Below are 21,880 nucleotides of genomic sequence, written 5' to 3' on the forward strand. Positions count from 1 at the left end.
TCTACGCGAGCGACGACGCCGATCCGCTCGTCAGCCGATCACGGCGAGTGCGCGATCCAGATGCCCGCCGAGCGGTCCGCTGCCGGCGCCCGATGTCGACCACGAACGGATCGCCGAGATCGCCGCCGCGCCGTACGCTCCCCCGCGCACCTCTGCCGCGGTCTGCTCCACGCCCTCGCGCCGCAGCGCGCCGGCCGCGAGGGCCGCGATGCGCCACATTCTGAGGGCCGCCTCGCGCTCGAGATGGTCCTCGATCTGCATCGCATCGGCGTTCGCGAACGCAAGCGCGAGCGCGTCCGGCACGAAGCCGGCGGCGATCCCGCGCACGGCCTCGTGCGCCGACGACCCCGATTCAGCCGCGAGGCGCGCCTGGGCGATCCGCTCGTCGAGGGATCCCCACAGGAGCTCACCCTTGCTCGATGCGTAGTTGAAGAAGCTCGACCTCCCCACGCCGGCACGCATCGCGATGTCGGCGACGCTGGTCTGCTCGTAACCGCGCTCGAGGAACAGCTCGCAGGCCGCCTCGGCGAGCATCTCGCGCGAGATCGCCTTCGGCCGGCCCGGCTTCCCCGTGGTTGATGACACGCCCCCAGCGTATGTCGAGACCGGCATACGCGGTGGGGTTAGGCTTTCTTGGACTGAGTCCATTTATGCGAGGAGCGTTCATGATCGAGGTGCTCGAACCGGGCTACCACCCCACGTCCGTGGAGTATCGGGCGGGGTGGGATCTGCAGCAGTCGGTCCATGACGAGGTGGTCGCGGGCTCCCGGGAGGAGACCCTCATCCTGCTCGAGCATGCGTCGGTGTTCACCGCGGGGTCGCGCACCGAGCAGCACGAGCGCCCCTCGCACTCCGGCATCCCTGTGATCGACGTGAACCGCGGCGGCAAGATCACGTGGCACGGCCCCGGCCAGCTCGTCGGCTACCCCATCGTGCGCGTCGCCCGGGAGGACGTCGTGACGTACGTGCGGCGCCTCGAGGTCATGCTGATCGACGTCGTGTCGGCTTACGGGATCGCCGGACGGCAGATCGAGGGCCGGTCGGGCGTGTGGGTCGAGCGGGCCGGAGCCTGGAACAAGATCGCGGCGATCGGCGTGCGCGTCGAGAAGGGAGTCGCGATGCACGGCTTCGCGCTCAACTGCAACAATTCGATGGATCCGTATCGCGAGATCATCGCGTGCGGAATCTCCGACGCGGGCATCACGTCGATCGCGCGAGAGGCGGGGCGCGACGTCACGCCGAGCGAGATCGCCCCCGCCGTGGCACGGGCCTTCGACCGCGCCTTCGAGGAGGTACCGGCATGAGCGTCACCGCGCCGGGCGGACGGAAGCTGCTGCGCCTCGAGGTGCGCAACGCCGAGACGCCGATCGAGAAGAAGCCCGAATGGATCAAGACGCGCGTGCGCCAGGGCCCCGAGTACCAGGCGCTGCAATCGCTCGTGAAGACCGAGGACCTGCACACCGTGTGTCAGGAGGCCGGCTGCCCCAACATCTTCGAGTGCTGGGAGGACAAGGAGGCGACCTTCCTGATCGGCGGATCCCAGTGCACGCGGCGGTGCGACTTCTGCCAGATCGACACGGGCAAGCCCGACGCGTACGACACGGACGAACCGCGCCGCGTCGCCGAGTCGGTGCGCCAGATGGGCCTGCGCTACGCGACCGTGACGTCGGTCGCGCGCGACGATCTCGACGATACGGGCGCGTGGCTGAACGCCGAGACCGTGCGCCGGATCCACGAGATGAACCCGAACACGGGCGTCGAGCTGCTCGCGAACGAGCACAACGGCGATCCCCGGTTCCTCGGCCAGATCTTCGACGCGCGGCCTGAGGTCTTCGCGCACAACGTCGAGACCGTGCCGCGCGTGTTCCGCCGCATTCGCCCGGCGTTCGACTACGACCGTTCGCTGAACGTGCTCACGCAGGGGCACGAGGCCGGGCTCATCACGAAGTCGAACCTCATCCTCGGCATGGGCGAGGAGCCCGAGGAGGTCGTGCAGGCGCTCAACGACCTGCACGACGCGGGGTGCGACATCATCACGCTCACGCAGTACCTGCGGCCCTCGCCGCGCCACATGCCGGTCGCGCGGTGGGTCAAGCCCGACGAGTTCGTCGACTTCAAGAAGACGGCGGAGGACATCGGCTTCCTCGGCGTGCTGGCCGGACCGCTCGTGCGCTCGTCGTACCGAGCGGGCCGGCTCTGGGCGCACTCGATGCGCGAGAAAGGCCGCCCGATCCCGGCGCACCTGCAGCACATCGCCGACAGCGCGCCCACCGAGTTTGCCCAGGCCGTTTAGGGGTATTCTGGACATTGGTCCAATTTCTGGATAGCATCCACATTCTCAATCCCGAAGGGGATCCATGCGTTCGCTCCGCCGCGCCCTGCCCGTTCTCGCCCTCGCCTCTGCCGCGCTCCTCCTCGCGGGATGCTCGGCATCCGAGGCCCCCGCTGACGGCGGCGCGGAGCCGGAATCAGGCGGCACCCTGGTGTACGCCACGGGCGACGCCGAACCGACGTGCCTCGACCCGCACGTCGGCGGCAACTATCCGCAGGGCCTGATCTCCACGCAGTACCTCGAGCCTCTGTTCGGGCGCGACGCCGATGGCGAGGTCGTGCCGTGGCTCGCGGAATCGGGCCAAGCCTCGGACGACGGCCTGACGTGGACGATCACACTGCGCGATGACGTCACGTTCACCGACGGCACGCCGTTCGATGCCGAGGCGGTCAAGGCCAACATCGAGCACCTGCAGGATCCCGACACGGCCAGCTCGACCGGCTACCTCTCCGTCAAGGAGATCAGCGACGTCGAGGTCGTCGACGACACCCACGTCGAGCTGCACCTGGACAGCCCCAAGTCAACGCTGCTCGAGGTGCTCAGCCAGCAGTGGTCGGCCATGGAGTCGCCCGCGGGCATCGAGCGCGGAATGGACGAGAACTGCCAGGCGCCGATCGGAACCGGTCCCTTCATCGTCGAGAGCTGGACGCCGCAGGAGTCGGTCACGATGACCCGCAACGACGACTACGTGCCGACGAACCCCGAGCTCGATCACGACGGGGGCGCGCTGATCGACGCGATCGAATGGCGGTTCATCCCCGACGCGGCCACCCGTCAGGCGGCTCTCGCCTCGGGCGAGGTCCACGTCATCGACAACCCGCTGCCCACCGATATCGCCGCAGCCGAGGGCCAGGGCCTCTCGCACATCGACGCGCCGCGGCCCGCCGCCTCGAACCGCATCGAGCTCAACTCGGCGCAGCCCCCGTTCGACGACCGCGACGTGCGCGAGGCGTTCATCCGCTCGGCGGATCCGAACCCCGGCATCGAGACGCTGTTCGCCGGCACGACCGAACGGTCGTACTCGGTGCTATCGAGCGCCGAGCCCCTCGCGCTCAGCGACGACGACCTGTTCCGCACCGACGTCGACGAGGCGAACGAACTGCTCGACGCGGCGGGGTGGACCCAGAAGGACGACGACGGCGTGCGGATGAAGGACGGCGAACGCCTGACCGTGCGGTTCCCTGTTTCGACGAACCAGTCGACGGCGGCCGAGCAGTCGCTGTTCGAACAGATCCAGGCGAACACCGCCGCGGTCGGCTTCGACGTCGAGCTGCAGCCCACCGACCTCTCGACCTGGTACGGCGCGCTCGCCGCGCACGAGTACGAGGCCGTCTCCGCGCCGTACACGACGGTCGGCCCCGACGTGCTGCGGATCCTCTATCACTCGGACGGCACCGTTCCCGCGCCGAGCGGATACTTCGCGAACAACGCACAGCTGAAGGACGATGAGCTCGATCAGCTGCTCACCGACGCTCTCGCGACGACCGATCCGGAGGAGCGCGGCGCGCTGTACACCGACGCGCAGCGGATCGTGCTCGACAGCCTGACGGTGCTGCCGCTGTACGACCAGCAGAACCACTTCCTCACGAACGGCGTGGAGGGCGTGACGAACCTTCACACGATCTCGACCCCGACGTTCGTGAACGCGACCCTCACGGAGTGATGCGCGCCGTCGCCCGATGGACCGTCGCGAAGATCGGCGGTGCGGTCCTCGTCGTCTGGATCGTCGCGACGCTCGTCTTCTTCGCGCTGCGCCTGTCGGGCGATCCGCTCGAGGCGATCCTCGGCGGGCCGGGGTCGCAGGCCGGCGAGGACACCGTGCGCGCCGCGATCGAGAAGTACGCGCTCGACGAGCCGCTCGCGTGGCAGTACCTGCTGCAGCTACGGGACATCGCGACGCTGCAGCTCGGCGATTCGTTCGCGCGCCGGCAGCCGGTCGCCGACCTGTTGGCCGCGCAGTTACCCGCGACGCTGCTGCTCGCGGCCCTGGCACTCGCCCTGGCCTGGGCGATCGCCGTTGCGGGCTCGATCATCCAGGCCGTCTCGCGCGGTCGCACGGGAATCGTCGTCGGGGCGGTCATGCGGGGGCTCGAGATCGTCGCGAGCGTCACCCCGCAGTTCTGGCTCGGCGCCGTCCTGATCATGCTGTTCGCGTCGGGCCTCGGGTGGCTGCCCGCCACGAGCGCCGGGTCGAGCCCCGCAGCCCTCGTGATGCCCGTCGTGACCCTCGCGATCCCGATCGCGGGCTTCCTCTCGCAGGTGTCGCGCGACGCGCTCGACGAGGCGGATGCGGCGCCGTTCGCCACGACCTCGCGCTCCCGCGGCGCGGGTGAGATGCGCGTGCTGCTGCGCCACACCCTGCGCCACGCGAGCCTGCCGGCCGTCGCCCTGTCCGGCTGGGCGTTCGGCAATCTGCTCTCCGGCGCCGTCGTCGTCGAGGTGCTGTTCGCGCGCCCCGGCCTGGGGCGCCTGCTGCAGGAGGCCGCGCTCTCGCGAGACGTTCCGGTCGTCATCGGCGCGGTCGTCGTGATCGCGCTCATGTACATCGTCGTCGTCATCCTGACCGACGCGATCGAGCTGCTCGTGGATCCGCGGCTGCGCGCACGAGCGGCCTCACGACGCGCGCCCGAGATCGCGGTGGGATCATGAGGCGGATCGGCGTGCCCGCGGAATTCGCCGCAGCAGTCCTGCTGCTGATCTTCGTCGCTGTCGCGGCGCCCGGCCTGATCGCACCGGGCGATCCGCTGGCCGTCTCGCCCACCGAGGGGTTCCTCGCGCCCAGCCTCGTGCACCCGTTCGGCACCGACGAGTCGGGGCGCGACATCCTCACCCGCATCGTGCACGGGGCGCGGTCCTCCGCCGGCATCGGCATCGCCGCGACCGCCATCGGCGTGGGGCTCGGTGTTGTCATCGGCTTCGTCTCGGGGCTCGGTCCGCGTGCGGTCGATGCCGCGCTCACGCGCGTCGTGGAGGTGCTGTACTCCCTCCCGACCCTCGTGATGGCGCTGCTGTTCGTCGCGGTGATCGGGCCCGGTCCCACGAGCTCGATCCTTGCGATCGGCCTCGCGACCGCCCCCGGATACGCGCGCGTGGTGCGAGCGCGCGTGCGGCAGGTCGTGCGCAGCGATTACGTCGCGTACGCGCGACACGAGGGAGTATCTGCTCCTGCGGCGTTCGGTCGCCACGTGCTGCCGAATACGCTGTGGCCACTCATTGCGATGATCACGCTCGGCATCGGCCAGGCGATCGTGTGGGTGTCGGCGCTCAGCTTCCTGGGGCTCGGCGCGGAACCGCCCTCGCCGGAGTGGGGATCGATGCTCAACGCGGGCCGCGTGTACCTGTCGACGGCGTGGTGGATGACGCTGTTCCCCGGTCTCGCGATCATCGTCACCGCGATCTGCCTCACGGTGCTCGGCCGCCGCATCTCGAAGGGATCCGCATGAGTGCGCTGCTGAGCGTGCGCGACCTGACCGTGTCGCTGCCGGGAGCCGGGAACGTCGTCGATTCCGTCTCGCTCGACGCGCTCGCGGGCGAGGTGCACGGCATCGTCGGCGAGTCGGGGGCGGGCAAGTCGGTGCTCGCGCGGACGCTCCTGGGGCTCACGCAGCAGGATCCGCGGGCGCGCGTCACCGCGGGCGCGCTGGCGTTCGACGATCGGGATCTGCGGTCCGCGTCGCAGCGCACCTGGCGCGCGCTGCGCGGCCGCGAGATCGGGCTCGTGCTGCAGGACGCGCTGCAGTCGCTGGATCCGCTGCGCACGGTGCGCGCCGAGGTCGGCGAGACGCTCGCGGTGCGCCGGACGCCGCGCGCCGAGCGGCGGGCGCGGATCGTTACTGCGCTCGACCGCGCGGGGCTCTCGGGTGCGGAGCATCTGCTCGGGCATCGCTCCGGCGAACTGTCGGGCGGCATGCGGCAGCGCGTGCTGATCGCGTCGGCGATCGTCGGCGGCGCGCGGCTGATCATCGCCGACGAGCCCACGACCGCGCTCGACGCGACCGTCGCGCTGCGGGTGCTCGACCTGCTGCGGGTGCTCGCGAACGACGGAGCCGCGGTGATCTTCATCACGCACGATCTCCGGGCCGTCGAGCGCATTGCCGATCGGATCACGGTGCTCGAGCGCGGACGCGCCGTGGAGCAGGGCGCCGCTCGCCGGGTGCTCGATTCCCCGGCGCACCCGACGACCCGCACGCTGCTCGAGGCCGTCCCCGCCGGGCCCAAACCCTCCGCGGCCTCCCCCGGTGCCGTCGTACTCGAGGCCCGCAGCGTCGGCCGGAGGTACGGATCGACGCGGGCCGTCGACGACGCGAGTCTGTCGCTCCGCGCGGGCGAGACCGTCGGCATCGTCGGCGAATCCGGCTCCGGGAAGTCGACGCTCGCGCGCCTGCTGATCGGGGCGGAACGCCCCGACGACGGATCCGTCTCGCGCACCGGCGCGCCGGTCGTTCGCCTCGTGCCGCAGGATCCGCTCGGTTCGTTCGACCCGCGGCATTCGGTCGGGCGCATCCTCGAGCATTCGAGACGGGGACCGGGCGCGACCGGCGCCGAGCTGCTGGCCAGGGTCGGGCTGGACGAGTCGCTGCTCGCGCGGATGCCGGCCCGATTGTCGGGCGGGCAACGGCAGCGCGTCGCGATCGCGCGGGCGCTCGCCGCGGATCCGGACGTGCTCGTGCTGGACGAGCCGGTCTCAGCGCTCGATGTGACCACCCAGGCAGGCATCCTCGATCTGCTGGACGACCTACAGCGCCGAGAGCGCCTGGCGATGATCTTCATCTCGCACGATCTCGCGGTCGTGCGGCAGATGGCCGACCGGGTCGCCGTCATGCAATCGGGTCGCATCGTCGAGACGGGCCCGACCGAAGAGGTCTACGCGATGCCCACGCACGAGGTCACGCGCGCGCTCGTCGAGGCGTCCGGCAGTCCCTAGTCGGTGCCGGTGGCCGACTGCACCGTGCCGTCGCCCGCGAAGTTGACGAGCAGAACGTCGTCAGCCTCGTCGGGATCGAGCGCATACTCAAGCACCGCGAACGGATCGTCGCCGCCGTGCTCGTCGGCGAGGATCGTCATGCTCATGAGCTCGAGCGAGCGCACGATATCGACGGGCGCGTCGCCCGAGACGTCGACGAGGATCTGATCGATCTCGCTGCCGTAGCGGTCGGTCATCATCAGGATGAACTCGGTCACGTCGCTCGCGCGATTGTCGACCTCGGCGAGCATGAAGTTACGGGCGCGACGATCGATCTCGTCGAGCGCGGTGATGAGCGCCGCCGCGGCGTCGAGCGCGTCGGGCGTGACGTCATCCTGATCCGGCGCCGTCAGGTCGACCGTGACGGTCATGTCGCCGAGGTCGATGCTCTCCGACCAGAAGATCGCGCCGTCGGGGCCTGACTCGAGCAGCCCGAAGTAGTCGTGTTCGATCGCCATGGGTCTACTCAATCACGCCTTCGGCGCTCAGCCAACGAGTCCGGCGGCAAATGCCGAGGGTGTGAAGCCGGAGATGTCGCCGATTCCCTCGCCCTCGCCGATGAGCTTGACGGGAATGCCGGTACGCTCCTGCACTGCGAGCACGAACCCGCCCTTCGCAGAGCCGTCGAGCTTCGTGATGACAAGCCCCGTGACACCCGCGTGCTCGAGGAACGACTCCGCCTGCATGACGCCGTTCTGGCCGGTCGTCGCGTCGAGCACGAGCAGCACCTCGCTGATGGGCGCCTGCTTCTCGATGACGCGGCGCACCTTCTGCAGCTCGTCCATGAGGCCGGCCTTGGTGTGCAGCCGGCCGGCCGTGTCGACGAGCACGATCTCCGTGCCGGTGCGCTTGGCGTAGTCGATGGTCTGGAACGCGACGGAAGCGGGATCCTGGCCCTCGCGCTCGGGGCGCACGATCGCCGCTCCCCCGCGCTCTGCCCACGTCGCGAGCTGCTCGACGGCGGCCGCGCGGAACGTGTCGGCCGCGCCGACCACGATCGTGCGGCCGTAGCGCTTCAGGAAGTTCGCGAACTTGCCGATCGTCGTGGTCTTGCCGACGCCGTTGACGCCGACGACGAGCACGACCGCCGGGCGCTCGGTGAGCTTGAGCGTCGTGTCGAACTTGTCGAAGCGCTCTTCGAGGCTCTCCACGAGCATGCGCTTGAGGTCGCGCGGATCCTCGGTGCGGAACCGGTCGACCTTCTCGCGCAGGTCATCGATGATCTGCTCAGTGATGTCGGGACCGAAATCGGCCGTGATCAGCGCCGTCTCGAGGTCGTCCCACGTATCCTCATCGATCGTCTCTTTCACGAACATGCCGCGCAGCGCGCGACCGAGCGACCACTTCTCTGCCATGGGATCCAGCCTACCGGCGCGCGGAGGCCGTCACCGTGAACGTGCGGTCGCGGCCGACCTGGCGCGTGGGCCCGACGATCCGTTCGAGCTGCGGACGGTAGCGCAGGTGGCCGTTCCAGACCGTCCAGAGCTCGCCTCCCGGGCGCAGCACGCGCGCCGCGTCCGCGAACAGCCGCGGCGCGATCTCGTCGGTCACGGCCGTTCCCGAGTGGAACGGCGGATTCAGCAGCACGAGATCCGCGGATCCGTCGAGCTGCGCGCGCAGGCCGTCCTCGCGCACGACGTCCACGCGATCCGTCACGCCGTTCGCGGCGGCCGTTGCGGCGGCGGACGCGACGGCCGCCGCGGACCGGTCCGCGGCCAGCACGCGAGCGTTCGGGCGCGCGAGCGCGTAGGACGCCGCGATCGCACCTGTGCCGCACCCGAGATCGATCGCGCGCGCCGCCTCGGGCATGTCGTCGAGGAAGCTCAGCAGGAACCGGGTGCCGATGTCGAGGCCGGTGCCGGCGAACGCGGCGCCGTGCGCGACGATCGTGAGCCCCTCGCGATCCGCGCGCCGGGGCCATGGCACGCCGGCGCCCGCGATGGGCGTCGCCGCGTGCAGGGCTCGCGACTTACCCGCGCCGCGGCTCGCGCGCACGTCGCGGAAGTGCACGCGAAGAACATCGTTCATCGACGTCGTCATGTGCTTGACGCGCCCTCCGAGCACGACCTCGACGGACGGATCCGCGTGGTCCGCGATCACGCCGGCGACCTCGTCGAGGGCATCGAGCCCGCGCGGCAGCTGCGCGATCACCCGGTGTGCGCCGCGCACGAGCGACGCGTCGAGGTCGTGCCAGCTGAGGCCTGCAAGATCGATTCCGAGGCGATCCGCGTTCGCTCGGAGCGCCCGCTCGCCGGTGATCGCATCCTGGTGCACGCGGATCCGGGCGCCGGGCGCCACTGTCAGGATCGACAGCGCGAGCGCGCCGAAGCGGTCGCCGATCACGACGACGTCGTCGGGGATCACGCGCGCCTCCGCCAGGATCAGCCGGTCGCTCTGATCGGCGGCGACGAGATCGTGAGTCTCGATGTCGGGCCAGCGGCCGAGGCGCGAAGAGATCAGATCGAATGCTTGCTCGGGCGCCATGCCTCAAGCCTATGGCGGCGGGGCGCCTAGGCGCTCTCGCGCTCGCTGATCCGCTGGCCCACGACGGCAGATACGCCGTCCTGACGCATCGAGACGCCGTAGAGAGCGTCGGCGATCTCCATCGTGCGCTTCTGGTGGGTGATCACGAGCAGCTGGCTGTTCTCGCGCAGCTTCTCGAACACGCCCAGCAGGCGGCCGAGGTTCGCATCATCGAGGGCCGCCTCGACCTCGTCGAGGATGTAGAACGGGCTCGGGCGCGCCTTGAAGATCGCCGTCAGCAGCGCGACCGCGGCGAGAGAGCGCTCACCTCCGGAGAGGAGCGAGAGCCGCTCGATCTTCTTGCCGGCGGGGCGCACCGAGACCTCGATGCCGGTCGCGAGCAGGTCCTGCGGGTCCGTCAACGAGATCGATCCCTCCCCGCCGGGGAACAGGATCGGGAACATCTCGCCGAACGCGACCTTCGTGTCTTCGAACGCGTCGGCGAAGATCTGCTGCATGCGCTCGTCGAGGTCGCCGATGATCGTCTGCAGATCCTTTCGGGTCTTCACGAGGTCGTCGAGCTGCTCGGCGAGGAACCCATGCCGCTGCTCGAGCGCCTCGAACTCCTCGAGGGCAAGCGGGTTCACGCGGCCGAGCTGAGCGAGGCGCTTCTCCGCAGCGCGCAGCCGCTTCTCCTGGTCGGCGCGGTCGAACGGCATCGCCTCGACGTCGTCCTCGTCGGCGGGAACCGGCTGATCCGGCCCGTACTCGGCGATGAGGACCTCCTCGCCCATGCCGAGCTCCGACTGCGCGCGCTCGGTCAGACTCGCGAGGTGGAGCTTCTTCTCGTGGGCCTGGAGCTCGATCCCGTGCACGCTCTCCGTCAAGCGAGCGAGCTTCTCTCGGATCGACGCGTCGCGCTCGCGCAGCTGCCGCAGCTCGCCGGACACGGCGCTGCGCACCCGCTGCGCCTCGCCGAGCGCCGCGCGCGCCTCCGACACGGATCGATCCGCCGAGTCCAGAATCTCCGGCACGCGCTCGGCGACCCCGCGTGCGATGTCGCGCTGGCGGCGACGCAGCACGGCGCGGCGTGCGGCCTGCTCCGCGGCCTCCTGCTCGCGCACCCGCTGGCGCTCGAGCCCCGTCGCGCGGGCCTCGGCCGCGCGGACCCGCTCCTTGGTGGTCTCGACCTCGAGCCGCGCGGCCATCTCTGCCTCGCGGGCCGTCTCGACGGCCTGGGCGAAGCGGTCGCGCGAGGACGCATCGAGGATCGGACGGGGCTGCTGCATCGCGGTCTCGAGCGCGCGCTGCGCGGCGCCGGCGCGCTTGTCCGAGTCGGCGACCGAGGCCTGCGCCTTCTCGATATCGGCGGCCAGCCGATCGCACTCGGCGATCGCGGCCTCGTGGCGCACCGTGATCCGGTTGACGTGCTCGGCCCGCTGCGCGAGCTGCGCATCGTGCGCGCGCAGGTCGTCGAGCGCTTTCTTCTGCGCCGCGCGCGTCGTCTGGACGTCGTCCTGGCGCGCGCCGCGCTCGTCGCTGAGACGAGCGACGTCGTCGCGCACGGCGGCGAGCTGTTCGGTCGCCGCATCACGCTCGGCCTGCAGCGCCAGGCGGGATCCGCCGCCGCCCGACCCGGCGCGGACCGTGTGCGCGGTGATGATCTCGCCCGACCGCGTGACGATCGTGTGCTCCGACTCGATTGCGCCGGTCGCGACCCGCGCCCGGTCGAGGTCGTCCGCGACGAAGACGCCGCGGAGCAGGCCAATGACTCCCGCGGGGGCCGTGACGACGTCCGACGCGCGCCGCAATCCCGAAGGGGAGTCCGGAAGATCTCCCGACGCGGCGTTCGCGATCACGATGTCAACGGATCCGTCGTCGCCCGCCCCCGAGGCGATGCGGAACGCCGCGTCGCGATCGTCCGCGAGCACGCCCTCGGCGAGCGGGCCGAGCACGGCTTCGATGGCCTGCTCGAATCCGCGCTCGACCTCGATCGACTCGCTGACGAGGCCACCGACGCCCTCACCGCCGCGGGCGATGATCTCGCTGGCGGCGTTCTTCACATCGAGCGCGGAGCTGAGGGCCGCGGCCTTTGCGTCCAGCGCGTCCGCCTCGCGCTCGGCCGCGCGATGCAATTCGCGCACCCGGTCGAGTGCCTTCTCGGCGGCGCTCACATCCTCCTGGGCCCGCTCGTATGCGCCCTGCAGGTCGGCCGACTCGTTCTCGCCGGCCTTCGCGGTCTCGAGCGCGTCGAACGCCTCCTGCGCCTCGATCCGACGCTCGTGCGCCGCGTCGAGGCCCTGCTGCTGGCGCACGACGCCCGCGCGCACGGCGTCGAGCGTCTGCTCCGCCGCCTCCGCGGATCCGCGCAGGGTCGTCACCCGCATGTCGTACTCGCTGATCAGCGCGCTCTGCGCCTGGATCTCGGCGTCGACGCCGTCGAGCTCGCCGCGCGCCACCAGGAGCGCTCGGGACGCCTGTTGCACCTGGTCCTGCGCATCATCGATGCCGTCGGTCAGGCGGGTGACCTCCTCGTGGGCGGCGTCGATCGCCTGTTGCGAGACCGTGACGTGCTGGTCGGAGGAATCGTCGTCGACCCCGAGCAGCGACAGCCGCTGGTTCGCGAGCGTGAAGAGGCTGCGGATGCGCTCCTGGACCTGCTCGAGCGCGAACAGCGTCTTCTGGGCGTCGTCGACGGCGCGCGGGGTCTGTTCGCGTTCGAGCTGCGAGATGCGCAGGCGCACGCCCGAGGCCTCCTCCTCCAGCATCACCCGTTCGGTGTGGCGCTCCTGCTCGCCCCGCGCGTGGTCGGCGAGCTGTGTGCGCAGCGTCACGACGTCGTCGGCATACAGGCGCGCCTTCGCGTCGCGCACGACCGCGGCGATCGTCTGCGCCTGGCGCGCGATCTCGGCCTGTCGCCCGAGGGGCTTGAGCTGTCGCCGGATCTCGCCGGCGAGATCGCTCAGCCTCGCGAGGTTCTGCTGCATGGCGTCGAGCTTGCGGACCGTCTTCTCCTTGCGGCGGCGATGCTTCAGAATGCCCGCCGCCTCCTCGATGAAGCCTCGGCGCTCCTCCGGCGTGGCGCGCAGCACCGTGTCCAGTCGGCCCTGCCCGACGATGACGTGCATCTCGCGGCCGAGCCCGGAATCGCTCAGCAGCTCCTGCACATCGAGCAGACGACATGTCTCGCCGTTGATCGCGTATTCGCTCTGGCCGCTGCGGAACAGCGTGCGACGGATCGTGACCTCGCTGTATTCGATCGGCAGAGCGCCATCGGCGTTATCGATCGTGAGCTGCACCTCGGCCCGCCCGAGAGGGCCCCGTGTCGACGTGCCCGCGAAGATGACGTCCTCCATTTTGCCGCCGCGGAGGCTCTTGGCGCCCTGCTCGCCCATGACCCACGCGAGCGCGTCGACGACGTTCGACTTGCCGGATCCGTTCGGCCCGACGATCGCCGTCACGCCCGGCTCGAGCGAGAACGTCGTCGGCTGCGCGAAGGATTTGAAGCCCTTGAGGGTCAGGCTCTTGAGGTGCATGCCGTCCCTCCGTGTGCGATCACGTGCGAGATCACCCTATGGCGCACCCCTCTCACTCCCGCGGAACGACGCGGGACACGCCGATATCTGAGAGAATCCTTGACGCCGGCAGGCATCGTGCGTAGCGTTACATCTCGCACGATCGATTCCGGGCGCGATCGCCCGCAGAGACTGAAGAGGAGGAAGACCATGATGTTCATCAACCACACCATCGGCGCTTCCGGCCCTGCTCTGCGAGATGCGAACGCTCGTCGAATCATTCTCGGCCAGGCATAACAGCGCACTTCCGCTCCGCCCACGGGATCTCGGCCATTCTCCGGCCGCCCCGAGCTCATCTGTGAGCACCCCGCTGCGCATCTCGCGCGCGCTGCACTGACGCCGACCATCGGCACACGTTCTTTCTCATTCTTTCGGAGATCACCCATCGTGAACATCACTGTTCCCACCCATCCGCCGAGCACACCCGAAAAGGTTCTGACGGGGCGCACGCCGCGCACCGCGCTCGCCGACCGCATCGCCATGCGGATCGGGCTGGCGCTCCTCCTCTGGGGCACCCGCCCGGTCAAACAGATCGGGCCCGACGTGTCGGGCTTCGGCGTGCACCAGCGCGTCGACCCGCGCCGCGAGATCGACCGCACGCTCTCGAAGCGTTCGCACCCGTTCTCCCCCTTCGCCCGATGACCAGGAAAGGCGCTCCCGTGCGCACCACGATCACGCCGCTCACGGCGCCGCACGACGCGTCTCACCCCGATCTCGTTCGGTACGTCGAGATCATGAACGCGTCGTACGCGCACGATGCGGGCAACGGCCTGCTCACGTGGCGCCCCGATGTCGAGCTGTCCCGCCTGCGCCGCCAGGAGCACCGCGTCGTGCGCGTGTTCCTGGCGCGGACGGGCGACGAGATCGTCGGGGCCGGATCCCTCGAGTTCGAGCGGTCGACGAGCCGCGATGTCGAGCTCATGGTCTCGGTGGATCCGGCCCGCCGCGACCCGGCGCTCGCCGACGCGCTCTACGAGCGCCTCGAGCACGAGGCGCGAGCGCTCGGCCGCACGAACGCGATCGAGTACTCCTCGACGGCGACGGACGTTCGCGGGCTCGACGAGGCCGACGTGATCCGGCCGTCGTCCGGGATCGGCGGCCTGCCGCGCGCAGCGGACAGCGTGCGGCTGCTGCTCGCGCGCGGTTACTCGCTCGGACTCGTCGAGCGGGCGAGCGTGCACGACCTGCGCGCGGATCCGTCGCCGATCCGCGCGATGCTCGAGGCTGCCGAGCGCACCGCCGGATCCGATTACGAGGCGGTCTGGTGGTGCGGCCGCACGCCCGATGAGTACGTGGACGCGTATGCCTATGCGATCTCGCGGATGTCGACCGACGCGCCGCACGGCGACATCGACGTCGAGGAAGAGACCTGGGATGCGGCACGCATCCGTGCCCGCGAGGATCGGGTCGCGTCGATCGATCAGCTGTGGGGCATCACGGCCGTCGTGCACCGCCCGTCGGGCCGCATCGTGGCCTTCAACGAGCTGGTCCTCGGCGCCGACCGCACGGACACGACCGAGAACTACGGCACCCTCGTGCTCGCCGAGCACCGCGGCCGCCGGCTCGGCACGATCGTGAAGTGCCTCGGCCTGCTGAAGTGGCGCGAGGTCGCTCCCGACTCCCCCGCCGTGTTCACGTTCAACGCCGAGGTCAACCGCTACATGCTCGACGTGAACGAGGCGGCCGGGTTCGTTCCGATGCACTGGGAGGGCGCCTGGAACAAGCAGCTCGCCCCCGCGGTCAGCGCGTAGACAGCGCCGAGGCCAGCGCCTGCTCGAGGTCGGCCCAGAGGTCGTCGACGTGCTCGATGCCGACGCTGAGACGCAGCAGGCCCTCGGGCACGGTGTGCGGCTCGTGCACGTGCCGGCGACGGCGCTCGATCAGGCTCTCGACGCCGCCGAGGGAGGTGGCCGGCGTCCACAGAGATACGCAATCCGTCACCGCCAGCGCGGCGGCCGAGGTCGGCAACACGACGCACAGGATCGACCCGAAGCCCGTCAGCTGGGCGGCCGCACGGGCGTGACCCGGATCCGATTTCAGCCCCGGGAACCGCACCTCGATTCCCGGAACGTCGGACAGGCGCTTCGCCAGTTCGAGCGCGTTCTGCTGCGAACGTTCGATGCGGAGGGCGAGGGTGCGCAGGCCGCGCAGGGCGAGCCACACCTCCCAGGGGCCGGCGACGGCGCCGCGGATCGAGCGATGGTGGTGCAGCGCCTCGTGCAGGTCCGTGTTCGAGGTGAGCGCGGCCCCGAGCACGACGTCCGAGTGCCCCGCGAGGTACTTCGTGACCGAGTGGACGACGACGTCGGCCCCGACCGTCAGCGGCTGCTGCCCGAGCGGCGTCGCAAACGTGTTGTCGACGACCGTGAGCGCGTCGACGCTCTTGGCGTGCGCGATCACAGCGGGCAGGTCGGCGACCTCGAGCATCGGATTCGTGGGGCTCTCGACCCACAGCATCACGGCCCGAGGCGTTCCGGCATGGCGCTCGGCTGCGGCCGAAACGGCGTCGTTGACGGCGTCGGTATCGGCGATGTCGACGGTGACCACGTCGAACCGCCCGACGGCCGCGGAATCCCTCGCCGCGCTGAGTGATCCGAGATAGCAGTGCCGGGGCATCACGACGGTGCCGCCCGGGGCGACGAGCTCGAGAGCCGCCGAGACGGCGGCGAGGCCGGACGCGAAGACGAGTCCCGGCAGTTCGGCTCGTTCGAGCTCGGCGAGGGCACTCTCGAATGGCGACCAGGTCGGGTTTCCGAACCGTCCGTACTGAATCCCGTCGTCCTCCGCGCCCTCGGCGCCGAGATCGTGCGTGCCGACGAAGGTCGAAGAGAGCACGACGGCCGGGTTCAGCGGAGCGTCGCGCTCGCGCTGCGGACGCGCGGATTCGACGACGACGGTTTCTGGGGCCCACTTCTGCGTCATGCTCCGACAATAACGTCGATTGCCACACCGCCCATTCTGCCGAGGGGAATGGAACAGGCACGGAAGCGTTGGCAGTGGGTGTGGAGTTTGCGACCGTCATCATCATCGGAGCCGGCCAGGCGGGGCTTTCGGCTGCCCATCACCTGCAGCGCCGGGGCATCGATTTCGTCATCTTCGATGCGAATTCCGAGCCGGGCGGCGCGTGGCAGCACCGGTGGGAGTCTCTGACCGTTGCGAAGCTGAACGGCATCTTCGACCTGCCGGGAATGCCGACCCCCGCGATGGATCCGAACGAGCCGTCGCACGACGCCGTGCCGCGGTACTTCGCCGACTTTGAAGAGCGGTACGACCTGCACGTGCGCCGGCCCGTGCACGTGCGGTCCGTCGAGTACGCCGACGACGACGAGACCGGCGACCTGATCGTCGAAACCGACGCCGGATCCTGGCGCACCCGCGCGATCGTGAACGCGACGGGCACCTGGCAGAATCCGCTGCTGCCCGCATACCCCGGCGCCGAATCGTTCCGAGGGCGCCAGCTGCACACCCGCGATTACACCCGACTCGAGGACTTCCGCGGGCAGCGCGTGGGAATCGTCGGCGGCGGCATTTCGGCGGTGCAGCTGCTCGAGGAGATCTCGCGCGTCGCCGAGACGCACTGGTACACCAGGCGGGAACCCGTGTTCATCGAGGGCGATTTCATGCCCGAGACGACAGGGCGCGACACGATCGCCAGGGTCACCGCGGCGGTCGAGGCGGGCCAGCCGTCCGGCAGCATCGTGGGCTACACGGGTCTCGGCTGGACCGACTACACCCGCGCCGCCCGAGACCGCGGCGTGCTGGTGCGCCGCCCGATGTTCACCGGCATCGAGCCGGACGGCGTGCGCGAACCGGACGGATCTCTCACCCCGCTCGACGTGATCCTCTGGGCCACGGGGTTCCGCGCCGACATCGCCCACCTCGAGCCGCTCTATCTCGTCAATGAGCTCGGCGGCGTCGCCATGCACGGAACCGAGGTGCGCGGCGAGCCGAGGGTGCACCTCGTCGGATTCGGCCCCAGTCAGTCGACCGTCGGCGCCAACCGCGCCGGTCGCGACGCGGCGCGCGCGCTGAAGCGGTATCTGCGCGATGCATGACGACGGCGGCCTGATCGATACCGTTGAGATATGCGCATCACGGTGATCGGTGGGGGCGTCGGCTGCGCCCGATTCGTCCTCGGCCTTCGAGAGCACGTCCGGAGGACCGGCAACGACGACACGATCGACGTCGTCGTCAACACCGCCGACGACTGGTGGGTCTCGGGCCTCCGGATCTCCCCCGATCACGACAGCCTGCTCTACGCGCTCGCCGGAGTGAACGACACCGACCGCGGGTGGGGCCGCACGGGCGAGACCGAGCGCGTGTCCGCCGAGCTCGCCGCATGGGGCACGGCGCCCGACTGGTTCACCCTCGGCGACCTGGATCTCGGCACGCACATCGCGCGCACGGCCTGGCTGCGCGCCGGCGAGAGCGTGAGCGACGTGTACCGACGGCTCGGCGCGCGCTGGCCGCTCGGCGCCGCGCTGCATCCGGCGACCGACGCCGAGATCGACACGCAGGTCGTGACGCGCGATGGGCAGATCCACTTCCAGGAGTGGTGGGCGAGGCACCGCGCCCAGGTGCCCGCGCTCGGCTTCGAGCAGCAGAACATCGACCAGGCCCGTCCATCCGGCGGCGCGCACGAGGCCATCACTCGCGCCGATGTGATCCTCCTCGCTCCATCGAACCCCATCGTGTCGATCGGTCCGGTGCTCGCGATTCCGGGTATGCGCGATCTTCTGCTGTCGTCGCGCGCGCCGGTCGTCGGCGTCTCCGGCATCATCGACGGATCCGTCGTGCGCGGCATGGCGGACGCGTGCCTGGCTGCCGTCGGCATCGAAACCTCGGCGCGCGCTGTCGCACAGCACTATGGCGCGCGCCGCGCGAGCGGGATCCTCGACGGCTGGCTCGTCGACGAGACCGACGCCGAGTCCGTGGGTCCGCTCGCGGACGCGGGGATCCGCACCCGCGCGGTGCCGCTCTGGATGCGCGACGCGGACTCGTCCGCGCAGGTCGCGCGGGATGCGCTGGAACTCGCCGCCTCCTTCACTTGACACGTTGGCAAGTCCACTTAGACTTAACGACATGGCAAGTAACGTGGATCCTCGAGATGCCCGCCGCGCCCTGTCGGGACTCGACACCGATCGCGCCCGCCTGGCCGCGAAGGTCGTCACGCCGCGCTGGTACCACCCCGTTTATGCATCGATCCTCGCGGGGCTCGTGCTGTCGCAGGCGCTGCCGCCGTTCTACGGTCTGACCGTCGTGATCGTGGGGCTCATCGGCCTGATCGCTCTGCGCATCGCCTATGACCGGCGCTACGGCATCTCGTTCACGAAGGTGACGGGGCGCCGCACGCGCACGCTGATGTTCAGCGTCATCGGTGTGCTCGTGGCGGGAATGATCGCGTCAAGGGTCATCGTGGCCACCGGCGCGAGCCTCTGGTGGGTGCTCGTGCCCGCGGCCATCGCGTTCGTGACAGCGCTCGTGCTCGGGCCTCGGTATGACGATGCGCTTCGTCGCGAGATCGTCGCGAGATGACGGATCCGCAGTTCAACGACCTGGTGCACTCCCCCGTGCGCCTGCGCATCTGCGCGCTGCTGCGCCCGGCGAACGAGCTCGAGTTCGCGACGATCCGCGACACGCTCCGAATCTCCGACGCGCACCTCTCGAAGAACCTGAAGCTGCTCTCGGATGCGGGGATCGTGCAGCTCCGCAAAGATCCGCGCACGTCGAACACCCGAATGCGCACCTGGGCCGCCCTGACGACAGAGGGCACGACCGTCGTCGACGGTCACCTCGCGGCTCTGGCGCAGATCGCGGAAGGCTCGTTCTAGCGAGGCTCAGCGCGCGAGCACGGGCTGCCGCAGGATCGTGCGCATCCGCTCCGGCGCAACGCGGCGCGGATCGCCGAGGTAGATCTCGTGATGACGGCCGGTCATCCGAAGGCCCGCTCCGGGGATGAACTCGTCATGCATCCGCACGTCATGGTTTGTCCCGGTCACATCGAGCGTTCTGCCTCAGTCGACGGTGCGGAGCGCCGCACGCACCGATTCGTCGAACTCATCGGGCGTGAGCACCTCGTTCAGCAGGTCGCGCAGTGTGCCGCGATGCTCGACCACGCGGAAGTACACCTCGTGATCGGTCGTGTACACCGCGGGATCCGCCGGGTTCGGATCTTCCGCGAGAACGAAGAAGTGATTCGGCCAGCCGTCCGAGTAGCCGAAGAGGACGACCGTGGGTGCGGAGATGCCGCTGGCTGCCGCGACGGCAGTGTCGTCGATCGTCTCGCCCCATTCATCGTGATCCGGTGTTCGCGGGGCGAACGGCGTGAATCGGACAACGTCCCAGTCCAGCGCCGGGTACCGGACGAGTTCCCGCGCGCGCGAGGGATCCGCCGCGAGGCCCGCATAAACGTCCTCGTCCGCGTAGTCGGCCCAGTCAGCGAAGATGAGCGGACCAGCGAACGACACGCCGTCGAACTCGGCGCCGGATCCGCCGAGCTGCGTGATGCGCGAGACCACCGCGCGCGAGAGCGTCACGCCTGCACCCGCGTCGCGGAGAGCAGCAGAGCCGCGATGCCGTCTCGCTTGTCTGCGAGCTCATCGACGGAGGATAACTTGACGTGCCGCATCGATGCCGTGCCGGTCAGGAGCCCATCCGGATCAGTCAGCTCGGCCCCCTTCATGAGCGTCAGCGACACCCACTTCGTGAACGGCGATACGGCGGCCATTCCCCACCCGCCGTATCCGTACTCGTGCGCGCCGTACCCGATCACGGCGTCGACCTCGTCAACGGAGTGTCGGATCGTGGGAAGGGTCGCGATCACGAGCGCATGCAGCGCGAGATAGACGTCTGTCAGCGGACGGTCGCCGATCACGCGCATAAGGTCGTCGGCGGTGGGCGTTTCGATATGCGGGTGCGTCTTCGCCATGAGGCTCAGGCTAGCGTGGGCGGCAGCGACCTGTCACCGCTTGCGCTGACACCTCGGGCAGAAGTGGCTCGAGCGGTTCATGAACGATACCCGCGCGATCGGATCCCCGCAGCGGGAGCACGGCTTCCCGCCGCGGCCGTATGCGTTGAGGGAGTGCGCGAAGTACCCCGCTTCCCCGTTGACGTTCACGTACTGTGCGTCGAAGCTCGTGCCGCCCTCGATGAGGGCCTTGTCGAGCACGTGGCGCACCTCGACGAGCAGGTGGTTCACCGCGCGCGTCGACATGTCTGCGGCGCGCGTCTCGGGATGGATCCGCGCCGCCCACAGCGCCTCGTCGGCGTAGATGTTGCCGATCCCGCTCACCAGGTTCTGATCGAGCATGGCCCGCTTGATCGCCGAGCTGCGACGGGCGAGCGCCGCGCGGAAGAGATCGTCGCGGAACGCGGGGTCGAGCGGATCCCTCGCAATGTGCGCCGCCTGCGAGGCGACGAGCGGCAGCGGATCCCCGTAGCCGCCGGCCGCACCGTCCGGCGTGGGAACGAGCGCGTCGACCGCCAACGATCCGAACGTGCGCTGGTCGGCGAAGACGACCGCGAGCTCGCCGTGATCCGCGTGTTCGATCGAAAGGCGGATCCGCTCGTGCCGCTCGGCCGGAGCGCCCGGCTCGCGCAGCAGCAGCTGTCCGCTCATGCCGAGGTGCGCGATGATCGCCTCGTCGGATCGCTCAAGCGGCAGCCACAGGAACTTGCCGCGGCGCACGGCTGCGCGCACCGACCGGCCGGTGAGCCGGCGCTCGAAATCAGCCCCGCCGCCCGCGTGCCGCGTCAGGGCGCGCTCGTCGAACACCTCGATGCCGAGGACGCGCGCGCCCGTCACGGCCGGGGCGAGGCCCGAACGGACGACTTCGACCTCGGGCAGCTCAGGCATGGGCGTCGCGCCACAGCGTGAGCGCGGCGGCCATCTCGGCCTGCTTCTTGCTCGTGCCGGTGCCCGTCGCAGAGCGGTCGCCGACGGTCACGATCGCCGTGAACCGTCGATCATGATCGGGGCCCGTGCTCGTGATGGCGTACGACGGAGGGTCCACGCCGAGACGTGACGCCAGCTCCTGCACGCTGGTCTTCGGATCCACGGCCGCGCCGTAGCGCGCCGGATCCTCGATCAGGGGGGTGATCAGCCGCAGCACGAGCGCTTCGGCGGCGACCCGACCGAGCGAGAGGAAGGCGGCGCCGAAGACGGCCTCGGTCGCATCGGCGAGGATCGAGTCTTTCTTGCGCCCACCGGTCTGCTCCTCGCCGCGCCCCAGCTTGAGGTGCGCGCCGAGCCCGATCCCGCGCGCGACATCGGCAAGCGCGACGGTCGAGACGACGGCGGCGCGACGCTTCGCGAGGTCGCCCTCGGGAGCGTCAGGGAACCGCGTGTACAGCTCGGCCGTAACGGCGAGGCCGAGCACCGAATCGCCGAGGAACTCGAGACGCTCGTTGTGCGGCAGCCCGCCGTTCTCGTACGCGTATGAGCGGTGCGTGAGCGCTAATGCGAGAAGCTCGGCGTCGATCTCGACGCCGAGCTTCTCGGTGAGCGACTCGCGCGCGCTTCGTTCAGTGCGCTGAGTCATGACGCGA

Annotated in this window: 22 protein-coding genes and 1 pseudogene; 12 read left to right on the plus strand and 11 right to left on the minus strand. The window is 70.0% G+C overall.

Translation table 11 applies throughout. The annotated features are described in order from the left end of the window. Nucleotides 1–30: 30 nt before the first annotated feature. Nucleotides 31–585, minus strand: coding sequence for a TetR/AcrR family transcriptional regulator (locus G510_RS14870; protein WP_036321538.1), 555 nt, complete (start codon nucleotides 583–585; stop codon nucleotides 31–33). Between the two features lie 80 nt (nucleotides 586–665). Here G510_RS14870 and lipB point away from each other — a divergent pair, with 80 nt between their 5' ends. From lipB to G510_RS0100810, 6 genes are all read left to right on the plus strand, one after another. Beyond that, nucleotides 666–1,304, plus strand: a complete 639-nt coding sequence (gene lipB, locus G510_RS0100785) for a lipoyl(octanoyl) transferase LipB (RefSeq protein WP_029152028.1) — start codon at nucleotides 666–668, stop codon at nucleotides 1,302–1,304. Continuing rightward, complete coding sequence (lipA, locus tag G510_RS0100790) at nucleotides 1,301–2,293, plus strand: lipoyl synthase (RefSeq protein ID WP_029152029.1); 993 nt, start codon at nucleotides 1,301–1,303, stop codon at nucleotides 2,291–2,293. The genes lipB and lipA overlap by 4 nt, the downstream gene beginning before the upstream one ends. A 64-nt stretch (nucleotides 2,294–2,357) precedes the next feature. Next, nucleotides 2,358–3,995, plus strand: a complete 1,638-nt coding sequence (locus tag G510_RS0100795; RefSeq protein ID WP_029152030.1) for an ABC transporter substrate-binding protein — start codon at nucleotides 2,358–2,360, stop codon at nucleotides 3,993–3,995. Beyond that, nucleotides 3,995–4,981, plus strand: a complete 987-nt coding sequence (locus tag G510_RS14875) for an ABC transporter permease (protein WP_036321405.1) — start codon at nucleotides 3,995–3,997, stop codon at nucleotides 4,979–4,981. The genes G510_RS0100795 and G510_RS14875 overlap by 1 nt, the downstream gene beginning before the upstream one ends. An 11-nt stretch (nucleotides 4,982–4,992) precedes the next feature. Continuing rightward, the gene (locus tag G510_RS14880) at nucleotides 4,993–5,775 is read left to right on the plus strand and encodes an ABC transporter permease (protein WP_245563199.1); all 783 of its coding nucleotides are present in this window, start codon (nucleotides 4,993–4,995) and stop codon (nucleotides 5,773–5,775) included. Then, nucleotides 5,772–7,256 carry an ATP-binding cassette domain-containing protein gene (locus G510_RS0100810; protein ID WP_029152031.1) on the plus strand — a complete coding sequence of 495 codons (1,485 nt, stop codon included), beginning with the start codon at nucleotides 5,772–5,774 and terminating at the stop codon, nucleotides 7,254–7,256. Before G510_RS14880 ends, G510_RS0100810 begins: the two co-directional genes overlap by 4 nt. On the opposite strand, the gene G510_RS0100815 is transcribed toward G510_RS0100810, so the two are convergent. Genes G510_RS0100815 through smc form a run of 4 tightly spaced genes read right to left on the minus strand, consistent with a single transcriptional unit; the run spans nucleotide 7,253 to nucleotide 13,294 of the window. Then, complete coding sequence (locus G510_RS0100815) at nucleotides 7,253–7,753, minus strand: DUF2004 domain-containing protein (RefSeq protein WP_029152032.1); 501 nt, start codon at nucleotides 7,751–7,753, stop codon at nucleotides 7,253–7,255. The two genes, G510_RS0100810 and G510_RS0100815, sit on opposite strands and share 4 nt — an antisense overlap. Before the next feature lie 27 nt (nucleotides 7,754–7,780). After that, nucleotides 7,781–8,650, minus strand: a complete 870-nt coding sequence (gene ftsY, locus G510_RS0100820; RefSeq protein ID WP_029152033.1) for a signal recognition particle-docking protein FtsY — start codon at nucleotides 8,648–8,650, stop codon at nucleotides 7,781–7,783. 10 nt (nucleotides 8,651–8,660) lie between these two features. Continuing rightward, nucleotides 8,661–9,779, minus strand: a complete 1,119-nt coding sequence (locus tag G510_RS0100825; protein WP_051216105.1) for a class I SAM-dependent methyltransferase — start codon at nucleotides 9,777–9,779, stop codon at nucleotides 8,661–8,663. A gap of 26 nt (nucleotides 9,780–9,805) precedes the next feature. Then, a complete protein-coding gene (gene smc, locus G510_RS0100830) occupies nucleotides 9,806–13,294 on the minus strand; it encodes a chromosome segregation protein SMC (RefSeq protein ID WP_029152035.1) in 3,489 nt (1,162 codons plus the stop codon). A gap of 426 nt (nucleotides 13,295–13,720) precedes the next feature. Here smc and G510_RS0100840 point away from each other — a divergent pair, with 426 nt between their 5' ends. Then, a complete protein-coding gene (locus tag G510_RS0100840; protein WP_029152036.1) occupies nucleotides 13,721–13,975 on the plus strand; it encodes a hypothetical protein in 255 nt (84 codons plus the stop codon). Nucleotides 13,976–13,992: 17 nt separating this feature from the next. Further along, nucleotides 13,993–15,084, plus strand: coding sequence for a GNAT family N-acetyltransferase (locus tag G510_RS14885; RefSeq protein WP_051216107.1), 1,092 nt, complete (start codon nucleotides 13,993–13,995; stop codon nucleotides 15,082–15,084). On the opposite strand, the gene G510_RS0100850 is transcribed toward G510_RS14885, so the two are convergent. Then, nucleotides 15,074–16,255, minus strand: coding sequence for a trans-sulfuration enzyme family protein (locus G510_RS0100850; protein ID WP_029152037.1), 1,182 nt, complete (start codon nucleotides 16,253–16,255; stop codon nucleotides 15,074–15,076). The two genes, G510_RS14885 and G510_RS0100850, sit on opposite strands and share 11 nt — an antisense overlap. An 80-nt stretch (nucleotides 16,256–16,335) precedes the next feature. Here G510_RS0100850 and G510_RS0100855 point away from each other — a divergent pair, with 80 nt between their 5' ends. Genes G510_RS0100855 through G510_RS0100870 form a run of 4 tightly spaced genes read left to right on the plus strand, consistent with a single transcriptional unit; the run spans nucleotide 16,336 to nucleotide 19,164 of the window. Then, nucleotides 16,336–17,388 (plus strand): FAD-dependent oxidoreductase, encoded by a 1,053-nt coding sequence (locus tag G510_RS0100855; RefSeq protein WP_029152038.1) that lies wholly within the window; start codon nucleotides 16,336–16,338, stop codon nucleotides 17,386–17,388. Between the two features lie 30 nt (nucleotides 17,389–17,418). Beyond that, entirely contained in the window at nucleotides 17,419–18,384 is a 966-nt protein-coding gene (cofD, locus tag G510_RS0100860) for a 2-phospho-L-lactate transferase (protein ID WP_029152039.1), read from the plus strand. 31 nt (nucleotides 18,385–18,415) lie between these two features. Next, nucleotides 18,416–18,868, plus strand: coding sequence for a hypothetical protein (locus G510_RS17355; RefSeq protein ID WP_157560370.1), 453 nt, complete (start codon nucleotides 18,416–18,418; stop codon nucleotides 18,866–18,868). Next, nucleotides 18,865–19,164, plus strand: coding sequence for a transcriptional regulator (locus G510_RS0100870; protein WP_029152041.1), 300 nt, complete (start codon nucleotides 18,865–18,867; stop codon nucleotides 19,162–19,164). The genes G510_RS17355 and G510_RS0100870 overlap by 4 nt, the downstream gene beginning before the upstream one ends. 6 nt (nucleotides 19,165–19,170) lie before the next feature. Here G510_RS0100870 and G510_RS18970 read toward each other — a convergent pair. The 5 genes and pseudogenes from G510_RS18970 to rnc all read right to left on the minus strand — a co-directional run. Then, nucleotides 19,171–19,305: pseudogene (locus G510_RS18970) on the minus strand (GyrI-like domain-containing protein); the annotation flags it as partial. 42 nt (nucleotides 19,306–19,347) lie between these two features. Continuing rightward, nucleotides 19,348–19,869 carry a hypothetical protein gene (locus G510_RS0100880; protein ID WP_029152042.1) on the minus strand — a complete coding sequence of 174 codons (522 nt, stop codon included), beginning with the start codon at nucleotides 19,867–19,869 and terminating at the stop codon, nucleotides 19,348–19,350. Further along, the gene (locus G510_RS0100885; RefSeq protein WP_084644131.1) at nucleotides 19,866–20,261 is read right to left on the minus strand and encodes a DUF1801 domain-containing protein; all 396 of its coding nucleotides are present in this window, start codon (nucleotides 20,259–20,261) and stop codon (nucleotides 19,866–19,868) included. The genes G510_RS0100880 and G510_RS0100885 overlap by 4 nt, the downstream gene beginning before the upstream one ends. A gap of 33 nt (nucleotides 20,262–20,294) precedes the next feature. Next, a complete protein-coding gene (mutM, locus tag G510_RS0100890) occupies nucleotides 20,295–21,188 on the minus strand; it encodes a bifunctional DNA-formamidopyrimidine glycosylase/DNA-(apurinic or apyrimidinic site) lyase (protein WP_029152044.1) in 894 nt (297 codons plus the stop codon). Next, nucleotides 21,181–21,873, minus strand: a complete 693-nt coding sequence (gene rnc, locus G510_RS0100895; protein ID WP_029152045.1) for a ribonuclease III — start codon at nucleotides 21,871–21,873, stop codon at nucleotides 21,181–21,183. The genes mutM and rnc overlap by 8 nt, the downstream gene beginning before the upstream one ends. Nucleotides 21,874–21,880: the final 7 nt, after the last annotated feature.

The sequence above is a fragment of the Microbacterium gubbeenense DSM 15944 genome (genome assembly GCF_000422745.1).
GTDB lineage: Bacteria > Actinomycetota > Actinomycetes > Actinomycetales > Microbacteriaceae > Microbacterium > Microbacterium gubbeenense.